Genomic DNA, 16,925 nt, shown 5'->3' with positions numbered 1-16,925 from the left:
AAATTTTACCTCCTAGTATTTTAGATTAATATATTTTGTATCTACTTTAAAGGGTTCGAAGGCTGTACCCCCACCCTCGTAAAACTTTCCAAAAAACTCAATATACTGAAGTCTACTTGAGTGCACATATGCCCCAAGAGCGTTTATTGCAAAATTAAACAGGTGACCAAAAATCAAAATCACAACAACAAATACTATTTTTAAAATATTATCCACTCCAAGCATTAGTGCCATTTCATTTACAATTGATGAAATAACTGAAGTAGCAAGTCCTAAGGCTAAAAGTCTTGAGTAAGATAAAACATCACTCATAAAACTTATTAAATCATAAAGACTTGTAGCACCACTAAAAATTCTAAGTATAATGTTTTTTTTGTTACGTCCCTGACTAAGTACAATTAGTATAGCACCTGCTAAAAGAAGATACTGCCCAATCTCAACCAGCCCAGACACAGATCCTTCATCTATTATAGGAACATAGGGAAGAAGGAAAAGAGAAAAACCTGTAAAAAGCACATACCAAAAGAATACGTCAAATATAATAGCCGAATACTTTTTTTGCCTATACAAATTAATGCCTTTTACGCCAAGTCCTACAAACATGTGGATAATGCCAAAAAGCAGTGAGAAACTTAGCATTTTCTCAGTTTCATCAGTAAGGCTAAACCAAAATGCAGTTTCAGATAATGCAGAAATGCCAAACCATCCACCCAAAAGGAATCCCCAAATCATTGTAGAAAAGCCACAATACATTACAAGTTTCATAAATTTCTTTATACCTTCTTCAAGTTGAAATTTCAAAAGTATAAAGCCTGAAAGGGCTGCCATTATAATACCGTAGCCGCCATCGCTTAGCATAAGTCCAAAAAATAGTATAAAAAATGGAGCGGTTACCACGTTAGGATCAATTTCCTTTTTGTTTGGAAGACTGTACATTTCTGTTATTGGCTCTACAGAACGAGAAAAGTCTCTGTTTGCAAGTAAAATAGGAAACTCCTCATCTTCAGAAGGTTCAATAATTTCTAGTGAACAATCATAGGTGTTTTCAAGATAGTGCTTAATTTGCTTTGATGAAGTCTCTGGAATCCATCCTTCAAGCAAAAAAGACTTGTTAGTTATAAATATATTACTGGATACTTTTTTTCTGTTTCTTTCAACAAGTATGTGATCGTGCAAAATTTCAAGGTTGTTTTGATAATCTGTAAAAGAAGCTATTTTTTCCTCTATAGATGAAATTTCACTTTCAAGATCTTTAATGTTTTTTGACATATTTATAATGTTTTCTTCTACAGTACCGGAAAACTCTTTAAAAGCTGATTTAGAAAAACCATATTGTTTAAGTATTTTCATAACATCGTCTTCTTTTGAATTTAAATAAATAACAAGAAGATAACTTTGTTCCCTGTCCTCTCCAATAACCTCAAAGTGACTTTCAGGAACTTCATCAGCCAGTTCTTCACTTAAGCTATTTGTGTCGGCAATTTCAGGAACTATGCCTGTTAACACAGCAGTATTTTTAGTGCCATGCATATTAAGTGGGACGTCTAATTTTTTCCAAGGCTTAAGATTTAAAATGAGATTTGAATTTTTGTTTATCTCAGATTTTAATTTCGAAAGCTTTTTGTCATAACCTATAATTTCATCAACAACTTCCCAGAGATTATCTTGATCTTTAATAACATCTTTATAGTCGTTAATACTCACTGTTCTTTTTGCTGCAAAGAGTCCCTTTTTTCTTGTGTCGACTTTTGACAAATATTCAAGTGCCGATGATATTTTGTCAAGATTACCATTAAGTTTGGATATCTCTTCGGTGTTTTCTTCATTTGAAACTAACTGATCCCAGTCATCTGACGACATTTTTTCACTTAAATCTGTAATTTCCACTACGCCCATCTTCATAAGGTTTTCAAGTATTTGTTCCTTGTCTGATTTAAGGCCTATTAGTGACAGTTTATTCATATTAACTATTGCCATCAGGTTTCACAATCCTTCCTATTATTATATCAATTGCTTTATCAAGATTCTTCCTTGAATGACTTTTGATTGTTTCGCATTCCTTTAAAACTTCTTCTTTAAAACTATCAATTTCTTTATTTGCAGAAGCTTCGGATTTGTTAATAATTTCTTTAGCCTCTTTATCGGCATTTTCTTCTGCTTCTTCAACAATTTTTTTTGCCTGGTTATTTGCGTCGGAAATAATCTGTCTGGAATCTTCTAAAGATTTCTTCTTAATTTGCTCTGCCTGTTCTTCCACTTCCGTTATCGATTTAATTAAATCAATTGACACTAAATCACCACCTTGTATTTGTTATTGTATGAAAGACATATTAATACCTTTATATAATGTCGGTATTTTTTATGTTTTTAAACAAAATTTTTTTATGTATTTACTACAGCTAAATTTTACTTAACGCTTTTGCAATAAGTTTAAAATCAACACATATCCTCTAAGGGATGATTTTATAATTCCTGCCTTTGATAGATGTTAAGAAGACAAGAGGCTTATTGAACCTAAAATACATATTTTATAATATACCACTATAATAAATTTATATCAAGGCTTCGTGTAGAATATTATAGAATTTTTTTTGCTTTTTCATAGGCTTTTAAAACACTTGTATTTAAATATATATCCTGCTTTTACAGCTTCTAAACTGCTAAACTTTAGTTTAAAAAATAGAGTTACTTGCACAATACCTGCTTATTTTGATATGATAATCTTAATTAAAACTATGCTTATATAGGTTAAGAATAGAAAGGAAGAATAGAGATGAAAAAAATTAGTACTGTATTGGTAGCTGTTATAGCTTTAGTGCTTTTAGGCAGTTGTGGCTCTAGTGAGACCCAAAAAATGAATTTAGGCACTATGGACGGGACAAGATATATAAATGAATACTTTGGACTTGAGATAGAAATCAATGAAGATTGGGAATTGATGAGTGAGGAGGAAAAAATTGCGATTACAATTAGAGGAACGAAATTCGCAGGTGGGGATGATGAGAAGTTTAAAGAAAAGCTTGAAGCTGGAGAATTTGAGCAGGTATATCTTTTAGCGGCATATAAAGATGTTGAAGATTCATTTGAACCTAAAATAACATGCTTAGCAGAGGATCTTTCAGGTTATTATGATATTGATGGAGAAAGGGAATATCTTAAAATTATGAAAGATGGTTTTGAGAGTATAGATATTGGATACAATTTTTCAGAAGAAATATATATGGAAAAAGCTGGAAATACAGAGTTTTACGTTTTGGAAAGTACTATTGAGCGTGAGGATTTTGATGTTACTCAAAAGTTTTATGTAAAAATAATAAAAAATAATGCAATAACATTTATAACATCCTATTCAACTAAAGAGCAAGAGGAAGAATTAGATGAAATGATGCAGACTATTGAGCTTAGGTGAGAAGGTGAGGCAGGGGGACGGTTCTCTCGTCTCATTTAAATGAGACGAGAGAACCGTCCCCCTGCCTCACCTTGGAAAAAAGAAAAAAAAGTGTTATTATGAAATGTAGTGAATTTACCGTAAACATAAGGAGATGTTATGAAAAAGATAGGTTATTTAGGTCCTAAGGGGACATTTTCCCAAGAGGCTATGATTGAATATGTTAAAGGCAGGGAAGGCTTTTTGGAGTGCTCTTATAACACCATGCCTGATTTGATTTATGCAGTGAATAATGATGAAATAGATGAGGCGATAGTACCTATTGAAAATTCTCTAGAAGGTGCTGTAAGTGTTACTTTAGATATGCTTGCAACAGATGTAGATCTTAAGATTAAGGCAGAAATAGTTATCGCAGTTAATCAAAATTTCATGGTGAGAAAGGGGACAAAAATTGAAGACATAAAGTATATTTTGTCCCATCCCCAGCCAATAGGGCAGTGCAGGAAGTATTTAAACTCAAAGTTTCCAGATGCGTTAATAAAATATGTGTACAGCACTGCTGAAGCTGCTAGGGAAGTTGCAGAAGGGAATAAAGACATGGGGGCTGTGGGATCGGTAACAGCAGCCCATGCTTATGATATGGAAATTGTAGATAGATCCATACAGGACAATTTTAACAATTTAACTCGGTTTGTAATTGTATCTAAAGAGGATGCTGAGAAAAAGTCGAAAAATAAAACATCTATAGTTTTTTCAACTGACAACAGGCCTGGAAGTCTATATAAAATACTTGACATATTTAGTCTTTGGGATATTAATATGACTAGAATTGAATCAAGACCTGCAAAAAACAAATTGGGAAAGTACATATTTTTTGTAGACTTAAATGGTCATGTAGAGGAAGAAGATTTGAAAGATTCTCTGACAATGGTGAAAAGAAAAACATCCTTTTACAAGTTTTTAGGCTCATATCCTGAATACAGTATTAAATAATGAGGTTGTTTTTGGGAAATTTCACACGTATTAAATAATTAATGTTATAATATATGGCAGCATAAAATTCAGTAACATTTAACAACTATACTTTGTATAAATACAACTTGTTGGAGTGATGACATGGCTTTTTTTGATAGAGAAATTGACATTACAAGAAATATAAAAATTATTGAGTGGCTTAAAAGTGAACTTCTTACCGATATTGCAACACTTTTCAAAGTGTTGGTAAATGGAGTTAGAGAAGAAGTTCACGAATCAATTGCAGAAACTTTGTCTAATATTATTTTGATTTGTTATTTGCTAGGAAGGCGATTAGGAATAAACTATAATGCAATTGAAATTAAGATAGAAAATAAAGTGAAGCTTGGGCTTTTAGAAAATCATGATGTGGAGAAGCATTATGGCGATTTGTCAGAACTTTCAAAACACCTTAACTGCTCAAGGATAAATAATAAATAGATATTTTACATATAAATGTTAAAAAAGTCAAACAACTTGAAATACAGGAGAATAAATAATGAAAGGTAAAAAGTTTGCAGGGATTTTTATACAAAAAGCCAGTTTTTATCTATTAATAATATTTATATTATTAATAATAACTGCATTTTTAGAAATAATGGTGGCTGTGCCAGGGTTTATATTTTTTATGTTTCTTTTGTACTATAATTTTAAATCAAATTATAAAAGAAAAAAGGAAATAACTCAATATATTGAAAACCTTACATTTAATATTGATATGGCAACAAAAGATACCTTACTAAATTTTCCTATGCCTTTAGTATTAATTGAATTGGATGGAACTATAATCTGGTATAATTCGTCTTTTAAAAAGGTGTTTGAGGGGGAAGAACTGTTAGAAAAGACAATACAGACATTTGCAGAGGAATTAAATCCTGAAAGTTTTTCAAATGAAACTATGAATTTTTCAGACGAAACTAAAATTCATGGCAGAAACTATTGTGTTTTAGGCAATTTTATAGAAGCTGACAGCAAGATTAATGACGATGGTATTATATTGCTCTTGTATTTTATTGACAATACAGAGCTGGTGAATATGAAAAAGATATATAATGATGAGAAAGTGGTAGTTGGTATTTTTATCATAGATAATTATGATGATTTGATGCAGAGCATTGAAGATACGCAGGTGCCTCAGATGTTTGTAGAAATAGAGACTAAGTTAAACAGCTGGACAGGGTACACAGGTGGGATTGTTAAAAAATATGAAAGAGATAAATATTTATTTATTTTTGAAAATAAATATTTAAAAAGCTTTCAGGAGAAAAAGTTTGATATTTTAGACAGCATTAAAGAGATAAATATTGGAAATAAAATACCTGTTACCCTTAGTATAGGTATTGGAAAAGGTGGAGATTCCCTTTTAGATAAATTTCGTTATGCAAATGCTGCTTTGGATATTGCGTTAGGTAGAGGAGGGGATCAAGTTGTTATAAAAGATGGTGAAGAGATATCCTTTTATGGGGGAAAGACAAGAGAGATTGAAAAGAGAACGCGAGTAAAGGCAAGGGTGATTGCTTTTGCACTTAGAGAGCTTATTGATCAGTCATCAGATGTAATAATTATGGGACATAAAAATTGTGATATTGATTGTCTTGGAGCTGCTTTAGGGATTTACAGCATAGCAAAAAAAAGAGAAAAGCAGGCTAATATAGTTTTAAACAAGTCAAATTCAAATATTGACAGTATGATTTCTAAAATTGAGGCAGACAAAAAATATGAAAATCTTTTTATATCTAGTGGGGATGCCCTTGAGAAAACAGGCAAAAAGACCTTGCTGGTTATTGTAGATACACATAAACCCAGCTTTACAGAAACACCAGATTTGATAAAATATACAGAGCAGATAGTTGTTATTGATCATCATAGAAGGGGAGCCGATTATTTAAAGGATGCAGTTCTTACATACCAAGAAACATATGCATCATCAACCTGTGAGTTGCTCACAGAGATTTTGCAATATGTTGATGAAAATGTAAAACTTAATTCTATTGAAGCTGAAGCACTATATGCAGGGATAATGGTGGATACAAAAAATTTCACATTCAAGACGGGGGTCAGGACTTTTGAAGCAGCAGCATTTTTAAGAAGGCAGGGAGTGGATACCGTTTCCGTAAAACAAATGTTTCAAAATGACCTTGATACATATATTCATATTTCAAATGTTGTTAGGGCTGCGAAATTATATAATGATAGTATAGCTATTTCAATATGTCCATCTGATATAAAAAATGCAACTGTAATAGCGGCACAGGCAGCAGATCAACTTGTAAGTCTTAAAGGACTTCAGGCAGCTTTTGTACTGTGTGACACAAAAAATGGGATATCCATAAGTGGGAGGTCACTAGGAGATATAAATGTCCAGATAATATTAGAAAAGCTTGGAGGAGGAGGTCATTTGACCTTTGCAGGAGCACAACTTAAAGATGTTTTAGTTGAAGAAGCAATTGAAAAACTTAAAGAGTCTATAGAAGAATATAAGGAAGAGATACCCGACTCTAATTAACAGATGTTATAAATCAGAAATAAATAAAAAGTTATTTCTGTAAGTATACAATTTGAAGGAGAGAGATAATATGAAGGTAATTTTAAAAGAAGATGTAAAAGGATTAGGTAAAAAAGAAGATATGGTAAATCCCAATGATGGATATGCCAGAAATTTTTTAATTCCAAGAGGACTTGCAGTAGAGGCAACTTCTAAAAACATGAACGATATGAAAATTAAAAAACAGGCGGAAAAAAACAAAAAAAATAGGGATTTTGCCGATGCAAAAGAACTTTGCAAAAAACTTGAAAGTATTACTGTGAACTTTAAAGTAAAAGCAGGTGATAATGGTAAACTATTTGGTTCTATTACAAGCAAGGATGTTTCTGAACAATTAAAAAAGAAGCATAAAATAAAAATAGACAAAAAGAAAATTAATTTTTCTGAGGTTATAAAGGCTGTAGGAACATACCAAGGAGAGGTAAAAGTGTATCCTGGTGTATCAGGAAAGATTTCTGTAAAGGTTGAACCAGAGAAATAGTGAACTCGTTTAGCTAAAGCTAAACATGTGAGCTTTAAGTGGATTGGTAAAGAAAGAAATAAAATTTAAGGGGTAAGGATATGGACTTAGGTTCATTGGGGAGGATACCTCCTCAAAATATAGAAGCTGAACAGTCAGTCTTAGGTGCTGCTCTTTTAGACAAAGAGGTTTTATCAAGCATAACTGAGGCAATTGATGGCTCTGATTTTTACAGGGAAGACCATAAGGAAATTTTTGAGGCAATTATGGATTTATACGAAAAAGGAGAGCCTATTGACTTAATTACAGTATCTGAACAGCTTAAAATGAGAGGTTCTTTAGATGGTGTAGGAGGATTAGAATATCTTACTAATTTGGTGAACGCAGTTCCAACTACTGCCAGTGCCAGACACTATGCTAAAATTGTTGAGGAAAAATCCATATTAAGAAAGCTTATTAAATCTTCCTCTGAAGTAATTAACATGGGATATGATGCATCAGAAGAGGTTGCATATATTTTGGACAGGGCGGAAAAAGGCATTTTTGATATTTCCCAAAAGAGGAATAATCAAGGATTTGTTCAAATAAAGGATGTGCTTTTAGAAACCTTTGATAGGCTAGAAGAACTTTACAACAACAAAGGAAATGTTACCGGTATTCCTACAGGATTTGCAGATCTTGATCAAAAGACGTCGGGACTTCATAATTCTGACCTGGTTTTAATTGCAGCCAGACCGGCCATGGGTAAAACTTCGTTTGTTTTAAACATTGCACAGCATGCAGCGATTCACTCTCAGGTTCCAGTTGCTGTATTTAGTCTTGAGATGTCAAAAGAACAGCTTGTTAACAGGATGCTGTGTTGTGAGGCCATGGTAGATGCCCAAAGAATGAGAACTGGTCAATTAGAAGACAGTGACTGGGAAAAGGTGGCCAAGGCTTTAGGGCCTATTTCTGATGCTCCAATCTATATAGATGACACTCCCGGAATGACAGCTATGGAAATAAGGGCAAAGTGCAGAAGGCTAAAAATGGAGAAGAATCTGGGGCTTGTTATTATTGACTATCTACAACTTATGCAGGGTAGAGGAAGAAATGACAGCAGACAGCAGGAAATATCAGAAATATCAAGGTCTTTGAAAATCCTTGCAAAAGAGATAAATGTACCTGTTTTAACACTGTCTCAGCTTAGTCGTGCTCCAGAGCTTAGAGCAGATCACAGACCTATTTTGAGTGATTTGAGAGAATCAGGGGCAATTGAGCAGGATGCAGATATTGTAATGTTTCTTTATAGAGACGACTACTATAATCCTGAAACAGAAAAAAAGAATGTGGCAGAGGTAATGATTGCAAAGCACAGAAACGGGGGCACAGGAGCTGTTGATTTAGCTTGGCTAGGGCAATACACTAAATTTGCCAACTTGGAAAAATTTAGAGAGTAATTTGTAAAAAATATTTGCACATTACAAAAATATAAATTAGGGGAGCTATCATATTCGTATGATTGGAAAAGTTTTAAAAGACATAAAAGACAAATGCCTTATTAAAAAAGGTGATACTGTAATAGTTGGTTTGTCCGGAGGACCGGACTCAGTATGTCTTCTTCATGTTCTTAAAGGCATGGAAGAGAGTATGAATATAAAAATTTTAGCAGTCCATGTAAATCATATGCTTCGAGGAAAGGATTCCTTCGAAGATGAAAAATATGCCAAAAGACTTTGTGAAAAGCTAAATATTAATTTAAAAACAGAGCGTATAGACCTAAAAGATACTGCAAAAAAGAAAAAGCTTTCTATAGAAGAGGCAGGTAGAAAAGAAAGATATAGAATTTTTGAAAAAGTAGCAAAAGAGTTTAATGCAGAAAAAATAGCTGTGGCACATAATAAAAATGATCAAGCTGAAACAGTCTTAATGAATATCATAAGGGGTACAGGGCTTTCAGGTTTAAAGGGTATGGAGTTTAAAAGAGGTAAGATTATAAGACCTCTTCTTGATATTGAAAGGTTTGAAATTGAAGAATATTGTAATGTACATAGTTTAGATCCGAGAATTGACAGGACAAATTTAGAGACAGTTTACACCAGAAACAAGGTAAGACTTGATTTGATACCATATATAAACAGTCTCTTTGATATAGATGTTACATCTAAACTTGTAAAAATGTCTGAAATAATAAAATTTGAGGATAATTTTATTGAATATTCTACTGAGAAATTGTATAATAAGTCTTTAGTTGAAAGAAAAGATGGAGAGACAGTATTAAATACAAAAGTATTTAATACTTATCATAAAGGAGCAAAGGGAAGGATATTAAGAAAGGCAATAATAGAAGCGACAGGTTGTATAAAAGCAATAGAAAGTATACATATTGAGGATATAATAAAACTGGCTTTAGATGGCAGAGTAGGAGCACAGATACATCTTCCTCGTGAAATAAGAGTGAAAAAATCATACGAAACTCTAAGGGTGTATCAATTTAAAGGTTTTCAACAGATTAATTTTTACAACATAAAGCTAAATATACCTGGTGATACTTTTATTAAGGAAGAAAAATCTATTGTGAGAGCTAGTGTGATTGATGCTGTAAATTTAGATGAGTATAAAAAAAATAAAATGAATGCAGCAATTCAGTATTTTGATTATGACAGGATAGAAGAGGGAATAAATATAAGAAAGCGAGAAGATGGAGATAGAATTAAACCCTTTAATTCAAATGGTACAAAAAAAATAAAAAAGTATTTTATTGATAAAAAAATTCCGATAGATATAAGGAATGAAATTCCTCTTGTTGCAAAAGACAAAGAAATAGTGTGGATAATAGGATATACTATAAATGATAAATATAAAGTTACTGAAAGTACTAAAAAAGTATTAAAACTTGAATTTATAAAAAAAAAGAGTTGAAGGAAACAGGGAGGTAAATATGATTGAGGATATTAAAAAGGTATTGATTACCGAAGAGGAGTTGAAAAAGAGAGTAAAGGAACTGGGAAAAACAATTACACAGGACTATCAGGGGAAAAAACTTGTCTTGATAGGAGTATTAAAGGGAGGTGTGGTTTTTTTAGCTGACCTTATAAGAGAAATAGACCTGCCTTTAGATATAGATTTTATTTCAGTTTCAAGCTATGGAGATTCTACTCGCTCATCTGGTATAGTCCGTATAATAAAGGATATTGATATTGATATAATGGGTAAGCATGTTTTAATTGTTGAAGATTTAGTTGACTCAGGACTTACCTTAAGATACATCAAAGACCTTTTTGTGGCAAGAGACCCTAAAAGTGTAAAGTGTTGCACCGCATTGGATAAGCCTTCCACTAGAGAAGTGGAAATTGAAATTGAATATAAGGGAACAATAATACCTGATGAATTTGTTGTTGGATACGGGCTGGATTTTGCGGGAAAATATAGAAACTTACCAGACGTTTGTATACTAAAACCACATGTTTATTACGAATAATCATAAAAAAAATATTTTTAATGTTTTTTATATTGATTTTTTATTGTATTTGTAGAATAATTGTTGTATGCATGATTAGTTAAAGATTACTACTTAAATTGCTAAAAGGTTTTAAGAGTACTAGTATTTATAAAGTTAAAAAGTTGAGGAGGGAGCTATTTGAAACATTTTAAAAACATGAGCTTTTATATTGTATTATTTATAATATTATTATTGGTTATTATGCTTTTCCAAGACGGTGGAAAGCCTGATGATATGTCATATACTGAACTTATGACGCAAATTGAAAATGGAAATGTAGAAGAAATTATACTTGAAGGAAATGAAGCTACGATAACAATGGTAGGTGAAGAAGATAAAGTTGAAACATCATATATACCTGATGTACATCTCTTTTCTTTACAGACAGAAGAGTATTATAAAGGAGAAGGAGGATTTAATTACATCTTTGAAGAACCTCCAACACCTCCATGGTGGGTAGCTATGATACCTACATTAGGTTTGATAGTCATATTTGTTTTGTTTTGGGTTTTCTTTCTCCAGCAATCTCAAGGCGGAGGCGGAAACAGAGTTATGTCTTTTGGCAAAAGCAGAGCAAAGATGTCTGTTGATGATAAAAAGAAAGTTAATTTTAATGATGTTGCAGGTGCAAACGAAGAAAAAGAAGAACTTGAAGAAATTGTAGATTTTCTAAAGCAGCCGAAAAAGTTTGTTGAATTAGGGGCTAGAATTCCTAAGGGAGTTCTTTTGGTAGGACCTCCTGGAACAGGTAAAACTCTTTTGGCAAAGGCGGTATCCGGTGAGGCAGGAGTTCCTTTCTTTAGTATAAGTGGTTCAGACTTTGTAGAAATGTTTGTAGGTGTTGGTGCATCAAGAGTAAGAGATTTATTTGAACAGGCAAAAAAGAATGCACCCTGTATCATATTTATAGATGAGATTGATGCTGTTGGAAGACATCGTGGAGCAGGCCTAGGAGGCGGACATGATGAGCGTGAGCAGACGTTAAACCAGTTGCTTGTTGAAATGGACGGCTTTGGCATTAATGAAGGTGTAATTATTCTAGCAGCAACAAACAGACCTGATATTTTAGACCCGGCACTTTTAAGGCCTGGAAGATTTGACAGGCGAGTTGTGGTAGGATTGCCGGATATCAAGGGTAGAGAGCAAATATTAAAGGTTCATTCAAGAGGAAAGCCTTTATCAGAAGATGTAGAGTTAGATGACTTGGCAAAGAGTACACCGGGTTTTACTGGTGCAGACCTTGAGAATCTTCTTAACGAAGCAGCATTACTAGCTGCAAGGGCTGATAAGACAAAAGTAACTATGTCAGAAATAAAAGAAGCGGTATTTAAGGTTATTGTTGGGCCGGAAAAGAAGAGCAGGGTTATGAGCGAAAAGGAAAAGAAACTTACAGCTTACCATGAAGCAGGTCATGCTATGGCAATAAAATACGTATCTACAACAGATACGGTGGACAGAATATCAATAATACCATCAGGTATGGCAGGGGGTTTTACAGCCCCTAAGCCTGACGAAGATAAAAGTTATAATACAAAGTCCCATTTGCTAGAGAGCATTGTTGTTGCACTAGGCGGGAGAGCTGCTGAACATCTTATACTTGGTGAAGTAAGTACAGGGGCTTATTCAGACTTAAAGAGAGCAAATGGAGTTGCAAGAAGTATGATAACTAAGTATGGAATGAGTGAGAAACTGGGGAATTTAATTTTTGGTAATGAAAACGATGAAGTGTTTATAGGAAGGGATATGGCTCAGTCAAAAAATTACAGTGAAGAAGTTGCAGCTCAGATTGACAGAGAAGTTAAGCATATAATTGATTCCTGCTATGATAAAATAACAAATATATTAAACGAAAACATTAATAAATTGCATTCAGTGGCAAATACATTGATAGAAAAAGAAAAGATTGATGGTAATGAATTTGAAGAATTACTTAGCGGTGCATAAAAGAGACAAGGGGACGGTTCTTCTGTCTCACTTAAAGTGAGACAGAAGAACCGTCCCCTTGTCTTCTTGTTAAAATAAGGAGGTTTTGGGGATGGCAAGAAAATTATTTACATCAGAATCTGTTACAGAGGGTCATCCAGACAAGGTATGTGACCAGATATCTGATGCAGTGTTAGATGCAATTTACTCTGAAGATCCTATGGCAAGAGTAGCCTGTGAGACATCGGTTACCACAGGTCTGGTTCTTGTTTCCGGTGAAATTACAACCAGGTGTTATGTTGATATACCTAAGATTGTAAGGAATGCAATAAAAGAAATAGGGTACGATAGAGCAAAGTTTGGATTTGATGGGCATACCTGTGCTGTTTTGACTGCTATAGATGAGCAGTCACCAGATATTGCCATGGGCGTTGATAAAGCATTAGAGGCTAAAACAGGCGAAATGACAGATGAAGAAATTGAAGCAACTGGTGCAGGTGATCAGGGAATGATGTTTGGATATGCCTGTGATGAGACGCCAGAATTGATGCCTATGCCAATTTCACTTGCTCACAAGCTTACCAAAAAGCTTACCGATGTGAGAAAAGAAAATGTACTTAAGTATTTAAGACCTGATGGAAAGTCCCAGGTTACAGTTGAATATGAAGGGGACAGGCCTGTAAGGGTGGATGCTGTAGTAATTTCCACTCAACACAGTGATGATGTTAATTTAGAAACAATAAAAAAAGATATAGTTGAGCATGTTATAACCCCTGTAATTCCTTCTAACCTTATTGATGATGAAACTAGGTTTTACATCAATCCAACAGGAAGGTTTGTTGTAGGAGGGCCACAGGGAGATGCAGGGCTTACTGGGAGAAAAATAATTGTTGACACTTATGGAGGATATGCAAGACACGGGGGAGGAGCTTTTTCCGGAAAAGATCCTACAAAGGTTGATCGCTCAGCAACGTATGCAGCACGTTATGTTGCAAAAAATATAGTTGCAGCAGGACTTGCCAAAAGATGTGAAGTGCAGTTGGCTTATGCAATAGGTGTTGCAAGACCTGTTTCGGTGAGAGTTGATACTTTTGGTACAGGTGAAGTTGATGAAGAAAAAATTGAACAGCTAGTTGAAAAGCACTTTGATTTAAGGCCCGCAGGTATAATAAAGAGCTTGGATTTGAGAAGACCTATATATAAGCAGACAGCAGCATACGGACATTTTGGCAGAACAGACATAGATCTTCCCTGGGAAAAAACAGACAAAGCAGATGATTTAAGAATATAAAAAAAAGACAAGGGGACGGTTCTCCTGTCTCACTTTTAAAAAGTGAGACAGGAGAACCGTCCCCTTGTCTTTTTGTCTTTTGTAACAGTTATGCCTTATAATTCATATGCTATATAAGACTAAAACTGTACTTTAGGGGGAGAAAAGGTGGCTGAAAAGGTTTTTGAAATTGTAATGTTTATTCTTGCTACATATGGATTCGTCACACTTATACACGATTTAGCAGTGACAATTAAAAACAAATCAAAATACAAAAATTCAATGATTAAACTTGTATTAATAGTAAAAAATCAGGGAGATGCAATTGAAGGAGTACTTAGAAATGTCTTGCCGAGAAATTTTATAAGAAAGCTTATGCCAGAGGGAAGACTTATTGTACTGGATATGGGCTCTAAAGATGATACATTGGAGATATTAGAAAAACTAGAAAAAGATTATGAATGCTTGGAAGTATTAAAGAAAAGTGAAAAAGACACTATCTTCAACACATTTGAAGAAGAGGGAGAGAGTAGAACAAACTAACCTGATTGTAGCTGCCTTAAGGGTATGTTATAATTAATTTGATAATTTAAATTTAGAGTAAGGGTGTATGTGTTGATTACTTATAAAGGTACAATTGAGGAGATAATATTTACTAATGAAATAAATGGATTTACTGTATGTGAAATAAAATGTGATGAAGATGACATAGTTGCTGTAGGCTTTATGCCATTTATAAATGTTGGGGAAATACTAAAGGTTACCGGCAAAATGGTGAACCACCCGGATTATGGAGAGCAGCTGAAGGTTGAGATGTATGAAAAAATGCTCCCTGAAACAATTGAAGCCATTGAAAGATATTTAGGTTCAGGCCTTATAAAAGGTGTTGGACCTGCAACTGCTAAAAAAATTGTAAACAAGTTTGGTGAGGACACTTTAAACGTTATTCAGTTTAATCCAGAAAGACTGTCCCATGTAAAAGGTATAAACCTTCAAAAGGCTTTGAGAATTGGAGAGACTTTTGAAGAGCAAAAAGACCTTAAAGATGTTGTTATATTTTTGCAGGAATATGGAATAAGTCCAACTTTTTCTGCTAAAATATACAAGCTCTTTGGAAGTGAAACTATTGAAAAAATCAGATCAAATCCTTATGTACTTGCAGAAGAGATATATGGGATAACTTTTAAGACTTCAGATAGAATTGCAAAAAGCATTGGAATTGATCCATGTTCGGAGCATAGAATTGTAAGTGGTATAAAATATGTATTGTCACAGGCTGCAATTGGTGGACATACTTTTGTCCAAAGTGATAAATTGACTGAGTACACTTCCCACCTTTTAGATGTTGATATTTCAAATATTGATGATATGCTTATATCTCTTGCTATGGACAAATCAGTTTATGTTGAAAAATGTGAAGACTGTAACAGGGTATATTTAAATTCCTTTTACAATGCAGAACTCAGTACATGTGGGAAACTTTTTGACCTGTCCATGGTTGAGTTTAAAGGTGATTTAAGTGATTTTGACGAAAAAATAGAATCTGTCCAGTTAAAAGAGGGGATTGAACTTGCCGACAAACAAAAGGAGGCTGTAAGAGAAGCATTAATAAATGGGGTGCTTGTAATTACCGGGGGGCCTGGTACAGGTAAGACCACCATTATAAAAACAATCATTAACCTTTTAGATAGCGAAGGATATGAATTTGCATTGGCAGCTCCCACTGGTCGTGCAGCAAAGAGAATGACAGAAGCTACAGGCTATGAGGCAAAAACCATCCACAGGCTCTTAGAAATAGGGTATGCAGGAGATGAGGACGAGCTTGTATTTATGAAGACAGAAGCAAATCCAATTGAAGCAGATGTGGTTATAATAGATGAGATGTCAATGGTGGATATACTTCTTATGAATAACCTTCTTAAAGCTGTGGCATGTGGGACAAGGTTGATACTTGTTGGAGATGTGGATCAACTTCCTTCAGTAGGACCGGGAAATGTTTTATGCGACATCATAAAAAGTGAGGTTATCAAAACTGTAAAACTTACAGAAGTGTTTAGGCAGGCACAGGAGAGCATGATTGTAGTCAATGCCCACAGGATTAATAGAGGAGAAGAAGCTATTTTAAATAATAAGGACAAGGACTTTTTTTTGGTATCTAGAAACAGCCCTATGGAAATTGTTAAAGCTGTAATAGAACTTAGCAGCACAAGAATACCTAAATGTTATGGCTTTGAACCTATGAGAGATATACAGGTGTTGACACCTATGAGAAAGGGTATGGCTGGAGTTTCAAATTTAAATAAAGAATTGCAAAAAATATTAAATTCCCCGGGAAAACATAAAAGAGAAAAGCTTTTTAGAGAGTATTTATTTCGTGAAGGGGATAGGGTGATGCAGATAAAAAACAACTATAACTTAAAGTGGGAAAAAAAAGATGACCCCCTTCAAGAAGGTACAGGTGTTTTTAACGGAGACACTGGTATTATTCTCAAAATAGACAGTGAAGAGCAAAAGGTGGTTGTTTGTTTTGAAGATGAAAGAATAGTTCACTATGACTTTACAGTTTTAGATGAATTAGAGCCGGCATTTGCAGTTACAGTTCATAAAAGTCAGGGAAGTGAGTTTCCAGTAGTAATAATGCCTGTGTTTTCAGGACCTCAGGTGTTGATGACAAGAAATTTACTGTATACAGCTGTGACCAGGGCAAGAAATCTGGTTATTCTTGTTGGCTGTAAAAAAATTCTCCAACAGATGATTCAAAATGACAGGGAAACCAGTAGAAATTCAGATTTGGCAGGGAAATTATTAAATTGTATTAAGAGATAAAAATAGCATACTAGCTGG

The 16,925-nt window shown here is 33.9% G+C and carries 14 protein-coding genes; 12 read left to right on the top strand and 2 right to left on the bottom strand.

The annotated features are described in order from the left end of the window. Window positions 1–12: 12 nt before the first annotated feature. Both RBH29_RS01560 and RBH29_RS01555 read right to left on the bottom strand, forming a co-directional pair. Window positions 13–1,977 carry a V-type ATP synthase subunit I gene (locus tag RBH29_RS01560; protein WP_306694652.1) on the bottom strand — a complete coding sequence of 655 codons (1,965 nt, stop codon included), beginning with the start codon at window positions 1,975–1,977 and terminating at the stop codon, window positions 13–15. Further along, window positions 1,964–2,290: a hypothetical protein gene (locus RBH29_RS01555; protein ID WP_306694651.1), complete on the bottom strand. Its 327-nt coding sequence runs from the start codon at window positions 2,288–2,290 to the stop codon at window positions 1,964–1,966. Before RBH29_RS01555 ends, RBH29_RS01560 begins: the two co-directional genes overlap by 14 nt. A 483-nt stretch (window positions 2,291–2,773) precedes the next feature. Between RBH29_RS01555 and RBH29_RS01550 the strand changes: the two genes are divergently transcribed. The 12 genes from RBH29_RS01550 (at window position 2,774) to recD2 (ending at window position 16,907) form a co-directional block, all read left to right on the top strand. Continuing rightward, the gene (locus RBH29_RS01550) at window positions 2,774–3,409 is read left to right on the top strand and encodes a hypothetical protein (protein ID WP_306694650.1); all 636 of its coding nucleotides are present in this window, start codon (window positions 2,774–2,776) and stop codon (window positions 3,407–3,409) included. Between the two features lie 138 nt (window positions 3,410–3,547). Then, complete coding sequence (gene pheA / locus RBH29_RS01545) at window positions 3,548–4,381, top strand: prephenate dehydratase (protein ID WP_306694649.1); 834 nt, start codon at window positions 3,548–3,550, stop codon at window positions 4,379–4,381. Between the two features lie 123 nt (window positions 4,382–4,504). Next, window positions 4,505–4,843 carry a MazG-like family protein gene (locus RBH29_RS01540; protein ID WP_306694648.1) on the top strand — a complete coding sequence of 113 codons (339 nt, stop codon included), beginning with the start codon at window positions 4,505–4,507 and terminating at the stop codon, window positions 4,841–4,843. Between the two features lie 58 nt (window positions 4,844–4,901). Next, window positions 4,902–6,908, top strand: a complete 2,007-nt coding sequence (locus RBH29_RS01535; protein ID WP_306694646.1) for a DHH family phosphoesterase — start codon at window positions 4,902–4,904, stop codon at window positions 6,906–6,908. Window positions 6,909–6,978: 70 nt separating this feature from the next. Continuing rightward, window positions 6,979–7,428: a 50S ribosomal protein L9 gene (gene rplI / locus RBH29_RS01530; protein ID WP_306694645.1), complete on the top strand. Its 450-nt coding sequence runs from the start codon at window positions 6,979–6,981 to the stop codon at window positions 7,426–7,428. Window positions 7,429–7,508: 80 nt separating this feature from the next. After that, the gene (gene dnaB, locus RBH29_RS01525) at window positions 7,509–8,846 is read left to right on the top strand and encodes a replicative DNA helicase (protein ID WP_306694644.1); all 1,338 of its coding nucleotides are present in this window, start codon (window positions 7,509–7,511) and stop codon (window positions 8,844–8,846) included. 58 nt (window positions 8,847–8,904) lie between these two features. After that, window positions 8,905–10,308: a tRNA lysidine(34) synthetase TilS gene (gene tilS, locus RBH29_RS01520; RefSeq protein ID WP_306694643.1), complete on the top strand. Its 1,404-nt coding sequence runs from the start codon at window positions 8,905–8,907 to the stop codon at window positions 10,306–10,308. Between the two features lie 19 nt (window positions 10,309–10,327). Further along, on the top strand, window positions 10,328–10,867 hold the full coding sequence (gene hpt / locus RBH29_RS01515; protein WP_306694642.1) for a hypoxanthine phosphoribosyltransferase: 540 nt from the start codon (window positions 10,328–10,330) through the stop codon (window positions 10,865–10,867). Between the two features lie 159 nt (window positions 10,868–11,026). After that, window positions 11,027–12,832, top strand: coding sequence for an ATP-dependent zinc metalloprotease FtsH (ftsH, locus tag RBH29_RS01510; RefSeq protein WP_306694641.1), 1,806 nt, complete (start codon window positions 11,027–11,029; stop codon window positions 12,830–12,832). 91 nt (window positions 12,833–12,923) lie between these two features. Next, window positions 12,924–14,102, top strand: coding sequence for a methionine adenosyltransferase (gene metK / locus RBH29_RS01505; RefSeq protein ID WP_306694640.1), 1,179 nt, complete (start codon window positions 12,924–12,926; stop codon window positions 14,100–14,102). Window positions 14,103–14,249: 147 nt separating this feature from the next. Then, window positions 14,250–14,624 carry a glycosyltransferase family protein gene (locus RBH29_RS01500; RefSeq protein ID WP_306694639.1) on the top strand — a complete coding sequence of 125 codons (375 nt, stop codon included), beginning with the start codon at window positions 14,250–14,252 and terminating at the stop codon, window positions 14,622–14,624. Between the two features lie 72 nt (window positions 14,625–14,696). Further along, window positions 14,697–16,907: an SF1B family DNA helicase RecD2 gene (gene recD2, locus RBH29_RS01495; RefSeq protein WP_306694637.1), complete on the top strand. Its 2,211-nt coding sequence runs from the start codon at window positions 14,697–14,699 to the stop codon at window positions 16,905–16,907. Window positions 16,908–16,925: the final 18 nt, after the last annotated feature.

This window comes from Herbivorax alkaliphila (assembly GCF_030848475.1).
In the GTDB taxonomy this organism is placed as follows: domain Bacteria; phylum Bacillota; class Clostridia; order Acetivibrionales; family Acetivibrionaceae; genus Herbivorax.
This window is presented reverse-complemented; position numbering and strand designations above follow the sequence as displayed.

Excerpts from the sequence above, each read along its gene's own strand:
- RBH29_RS01540 (WP_306694648.1), top strand. The coding sequence starts at position 4,505 with ATGGCTTTTTTTGATAGAGAAATTGACATTACAAGAAATATAAAAATT.
- RBH29_RS01560 (WP_306694652.1), bottom strand. The coding sequence starts at position 1,977 with ATGGCAATAGTTAATATGAATAAACTGTCACTAATAGGCCTTAAATCA.
- rplI (WP_306694645.1), top strand. The coding sequence starts at position 6,979 with ATGAAGGTAATTTTAAAAGAAGATGTAAAAGGATTAGGTAAAAAAGAA.
- hpt (WP_306694642.1), top strand. The coding sequence starts at position 10,328 with ATGATTGAGGATATTAAAAAGGTATTGATTACCGAAGAGGAGTTGAAA.
- pheA (WP_306694649.1), top strand. The coding sequence starts at position 3,548 with ATGAAAAAGATAGGTTATTTAGGTCCTAAGGGGACATTTTCCCAAGAG.
- RBH29_RS01550 (WP_306694650.1), top strand. The coding sequence starts at position 2,774 with ATGAAAAAAATTAGTACTGTATTGGTAGCTGTTATAGCTTTAGTGCTT.
- dnaB (WP_306694644.1), top strand. The coding sequence starts at position 7,509 with ATGGACTTAGGTTCATTGGGGAGGATACCTCCTCAAAATATAGAAGCT.
- metK (WP_306694640.1), top strand. The coding sequence starts at position 12,924 with ATGGCAAGAAAATTATTTACATCAGAATCTGTTACAGAGGGTCATCCA.
- RBH29_RS01535 (WP_306694646.1), top strand. The coding sequence starts at position 4,902 with ATGAAAGGTAAAAAGTTTGCAGGGATTTTTATACAAAAAGCCAGTTTT.
- tilS (WP_306694643.1), top strand. The coding sequence starts at position 8,905 with ATGATTGGAAAAGTTTTAAAAGACATAAAAGACAAATGCCTTATTAAA.